Source organism: Actinoplanes sp. NPDC026623, assembly GCF_040638275.1.
GTDB lineage: Bacteria > Actinomycetota > Actinomycetes > Mycobacteriales > Micromonosporaceae > Actinoplanes.
The window spans coordinates 1-3,581 of record NZ_JBEZXZ010000370.1; the positions used below are offsets into that span (position 1 = coordinate 1).

4 protein-coding genes and 1 pseudogene are annotated in these 3,581 nt (G+C 74.3%); 3 read left to right on the plus strand and 2 right to left on the minus strand.

Features of this window, described 5'->3' with window-relative positions; genetic code table 11:
* Nucleotides 1-209 (plus strand): annotated as a pseudogene (locus AB0F10_RS44700) (amino acid-binding protein); the annotation flags it as partial.
* 92 nt (nucleotides 210-301) lie between these two features.
* Nucleotides 302-1,375: a GNAT family N-acetyltransferase gene (locus AB0F10_RS44705; RefSeq protein ID WP_360640565.1), complete on the plus strand. Its 1,074-nt coding sequence runs from the start codon at nucleotides 302-304 to the stop codon at nucleotides 1,373-1,375.
* Nucleotides 1,376-1,464: 89 nt separating this feature from the next.
* On the opposite strand, the gene AB0F10_RS44710 is transcribed toward AB0F10_RS44705, so the two are convergent.
* Both AB0F10_RS44710 and bioB read right to left on the minus strand, forming a co-directional pair.
* Nucleotides 1,465-1,653: a hypothetical protein gene (locus tag AB0F10_RS44710; RefSeq protein ID WP_360640568.1), complete on the minus strand. Its 189-nt coding sequence runs from the start codon at nucleotides 1,651-1,653 to the stop codon at nucleotides 1,465-1,467.
* Entirely contained in the window at nucleotides 1,650-2,645 is a 996-nt protein-coding gene (gene bioB, locus AB0F10_RS44715) for a biotin synthase BioB (RefSeq protein ID WP_360640571.1), read from the minus strand. Before bioB ends, AB0F10_RS44710 begins: the two co-directional genes overlap by 4 nt.
* A 96-nt stretch (nucleotides 2,646-2,741) precedes the next feature.
* Between bioB and AB0F10_RS44720 the strand changes: the two genes are divergently transcribed.
* Nucleotides 2,742-3,581: aminotransferase class I/II-fold pyridoxal phosphate-dependent enzyme (locus AB0F10_RS44720; RefSeq protein ID WP_360640574.1), on the plus strand; the 840-nt coding region annotated here is incomplete at its 3' end.

Sequence of the window (3,581 nt, forward strand, 5' to 3'; positions counted from 1 at the left end):
CGCGTTACGCGGTGGCCCCGTTCGGCCGCGCGGGCCTGGTGCTCGTCATCGCCCGCGCGGACGACGACGAGCTGCCGGCGGCCGCGTTCCACGTCACCGAGGTGGACCGGATCGCCCAGCTGGTCCGCGCCGCCGCGGTGATCCTCGGCGACCGGCTGGACCGCACCGAGGTGCCGAGCGTCGCAGCGGCTGTGATCGAACCCTCATAGTCGTCCCAGCTCAGGCAATGTGCAGGTAACACCGGCGAGGCACGCTTAGGTTCGTTTCAGGGGGCGGATCGGCCGGAAGGGAAGTGCCTCGCATGGGTTTGTGGCGCATCAGGGCCACGGTCGACGACCGGCCGGGCTACCTCTCGGTGCTCACCGCCAGCCTCGCGCTGCGGTCGGTCAACATCCTCGCCGTCCAGGTGCACACCACCGAGGGCGGCGCGGTCGACGACTTCCTCGTCGACGCGCCGGACACGATGACCGAGCCGGAGCTGCATGCCGCGATCGAGCGGGGGCGGGGCCGCGACGCCTTCGTGGTGCGCGCCGAGGCGCAGGGCCTCGCCGACCAGCCGACCCGGGCGCTGGCCCTGGCCGGCCGGCTCGTGCACGACCCCGACTCGCTGGGCGAGGCGCTGGTCACCCTGCTCGACGCCGCCGAGGCGCGCTGGCGTCCCGCCGGCACGGTGGTCCTGCACGGCTTCGACGAGGAGCGGATGACGCTCATCGACCCCGCCGGCGGCACCTACGAGGTGCTGCGCCCGGCGCCGGCCTTCACCCCGGCGGAGTACGCCCGCGCCCAGGCGCTGGTCGAGGTCGGCGGCGCCCTGGTGCGGCGCACCGCCGAGCAGACCACGCTGCTGCTACCCGACGGCACCGAACTGCTGATCCGGGCCGCCACCGGCGACGACGTCGACGGCGTCCGCCGGCTGCTCGCGCGCAGCTCCGCACAGACCCGCCGGCGCCGCTACCTCGGCGTCACCCACGGCCCGTCCGACGCCCGGCTGCGCCGGATGCTCGAGCCGTCGAGCGGCCTGACCCTGCTCGCCGTGCGGGTCGACCCGGCCGGCGAGGAGCAGGTGGTGGCGACGGCCAGCCTGCTGGTGGAGGGCGACCTGGGCGAGGTCGCGCTGCTGGTGGAGGACGCCTGGCAGCGGCGCGGCATCGGCACGGCGCTGCTGCGCCGGCTGATCTCGGCGGCGCAGCGGATGAACGCGTCCGCGATCGTGGCGCACGTCGGCGCCGACAACGTGGCGATGCTCCGCACCCTGCGCCGCTTCGGCGTGACGGGCCGCGACGACCGGGACGGCGCGCTGCTGAGCCTGACGCTGCCGATCCCCGGCACCGGGCGCCGGACGGCGCCAGACGAGACTCCCGCCGCCTCCGGGTGACGGGTGACGGGTGAGAGCGGCGACGGTGGGCCTCGCAGGGGGCCCGCCGTCGCCGATGGGTTCAGCGGAGGTCGTGCAGCGCGGGATCCTCAGGAGTGGCGGACGCCGTGCTCGACGCAGGTCGCCGTCCAGCCCGCGGGGACGACCTGCACCTTCATCCGGCGGCGGCAGTCCGGGCAGAAGCGCGGCGGCTCCAGCGCCCGGGCCGCGGCGCAGGCCGAGTGGTCGCCCTCGGCGGCCGGTGTGCCGCAACGGTCGCAGTACACCAGGACCGTCACAGCGTCGCTGAGAGTGCCTTGACCGGCATCTTCAGCTCCTGCAGCAGCTCCAGGTCGGAGGTGGCCGGGCGGCCCAGCGTCGTCAGGTAGTTGCCGACGATGACCGCGTTGATGCCGCCGAGCAGGCCGTCCCGCGTACCCAGGTCGCCGAGGGTGATCTCGCGGCCGCCCGCGTACCGGAGGATGGTCTTGGGCATCGCCAGCCGGAAGGCGGCGATGGCGCGCAGCGCGTCCTTGCCCTCCACCACCGGGCGGTCGCCGAGCGGGGTGCCGGGCCGGGGGTTGAGGAAGTTGAGCGGGACCTCGTGCGGGTCGAGCTCGGCGAGCTGGGCCGCGAACTCCGCGCGCTGCTCGACGGACTCGCCCAGGCCGAGGATGCCGCCGCAGCAGACCTCCATCCCGGACTCGCGCACCATGGTCAGCGTGCCCCAGCGCTCCTCCCACGAGTGGGTGGTCACCACGTTCGGGAAGAAGGAGCGGCAGGTCTCGAGATTGTGGTTGTAGCGGTGCACGCCCATCTCGACCAGCTCGTCGACCTGCGCCTGGGTGAGCATGCCGAGGCTCGCCGCGACCTGGATGTCGACGGCCTCCTTGATCGCCTTGACGCCCTCGCGCATCTGGGTCATCAGCCGCGTGTCGGGGCCGCGCACGGCCGCCACGATGCAGAACTCCGTCGCGCCCGTCGCCGCGGTCTGCTTTGCCGCCTCGACCAGCGAGGGGATGTCCAGCCAGACCGAGCGCACCGGCGAGGTGAACAGGCCCGACTGCGAGCAGAAGTGGCAGTCCTCCGGACAGCCGCCGGTCTTGAGTGAGACGATGCCCTCGACCTCGACCTCCGGGCCGCACCACTTCATCCGGACGTCGTGCGCGACCTGGAGCAGCTCGGGCAGGTCCCCGTCGCTCAGGCGGAGGACCTCGAGGATCCCCGCCTCGTCGAGCCCGGCACCGTCGGCAAGAACCTGGGCCCGGGCCCGGTCGAGGATCTCTGGCATGCCCGTACCCTACAAGGCGTTCCGGCCGCCGGCGTTGCCGGAGCCGGGTGATAGTTTGCCCGGCGAGCGGGTCGGGACGGCGAGGGTGAGGATGCTTTGGCGGGCTGGCAGGAGGCGCTGGAGCGCCAGGCCCGCACGCGGGCGAAGGCCGGGCTCACCCGGACCTTGCAGCACCGCGGCGCCGACGACCCGGTGGTCGATCTGGCCGGCAACGACTATCTCGGCCTGGCCGTTCACCCCGAGGTGATCGCGGCGTCGGTGCAGGCACTGCAGACGTACGGGCTGGGCGCCACCGGCTCCCGGCTGGTGCGCGGCTCGACGCGGGCCCACGCCGCCCTGGAGGCGGAGCTCGCCCGCTGGCTCGGCGCCGAGCAGGCCCTGGTCTACTCCTCCGGCTACCTGGCCAACCTCGGCGCGATCCGCGCGCTGGCCGGGCGCGAGACGCTGCTGGTTTCGGACCGCTACAACCACGCCTCGCTGATCGACGGCTGCAAGAGCTCGGGCGCCGAGGTGATCGTCGCGCCGCACGCCGACCCGGCAGCGCTGGCGGCGATCCTCGCGGCCCACCCCGGCCGGGCGAGGGTGTTCGTCACCGAGTCGGTGTTCTCGGTGGACGGCGACCTGGCCCCGCTGGCGGACCTGCACGCGGTGACCTCGGCGCACGACACGCTGCTGCTCGTCGACGACGCGCACGCGATCGGCATCCTGGGCACCGGCGGTGCCGGCGGCGTCGCGGCGGCCGGCCTGGCCGGCCTGCCGGACGTCGTCGTCACGGCGACCCTGTCGAAGTCCCTCGGCGGCGCGGGCGGCCTGATCGCCGGCCCGGCGGCGCTGATCCGGCACCTGGTCGACACGGGACGCACCTTCATCTACGACACCGCGCCGCCGCCGGCCGTGGTGGCCGGCGTGCACGCGGCCCTGCGGGTCGCCCGCGCG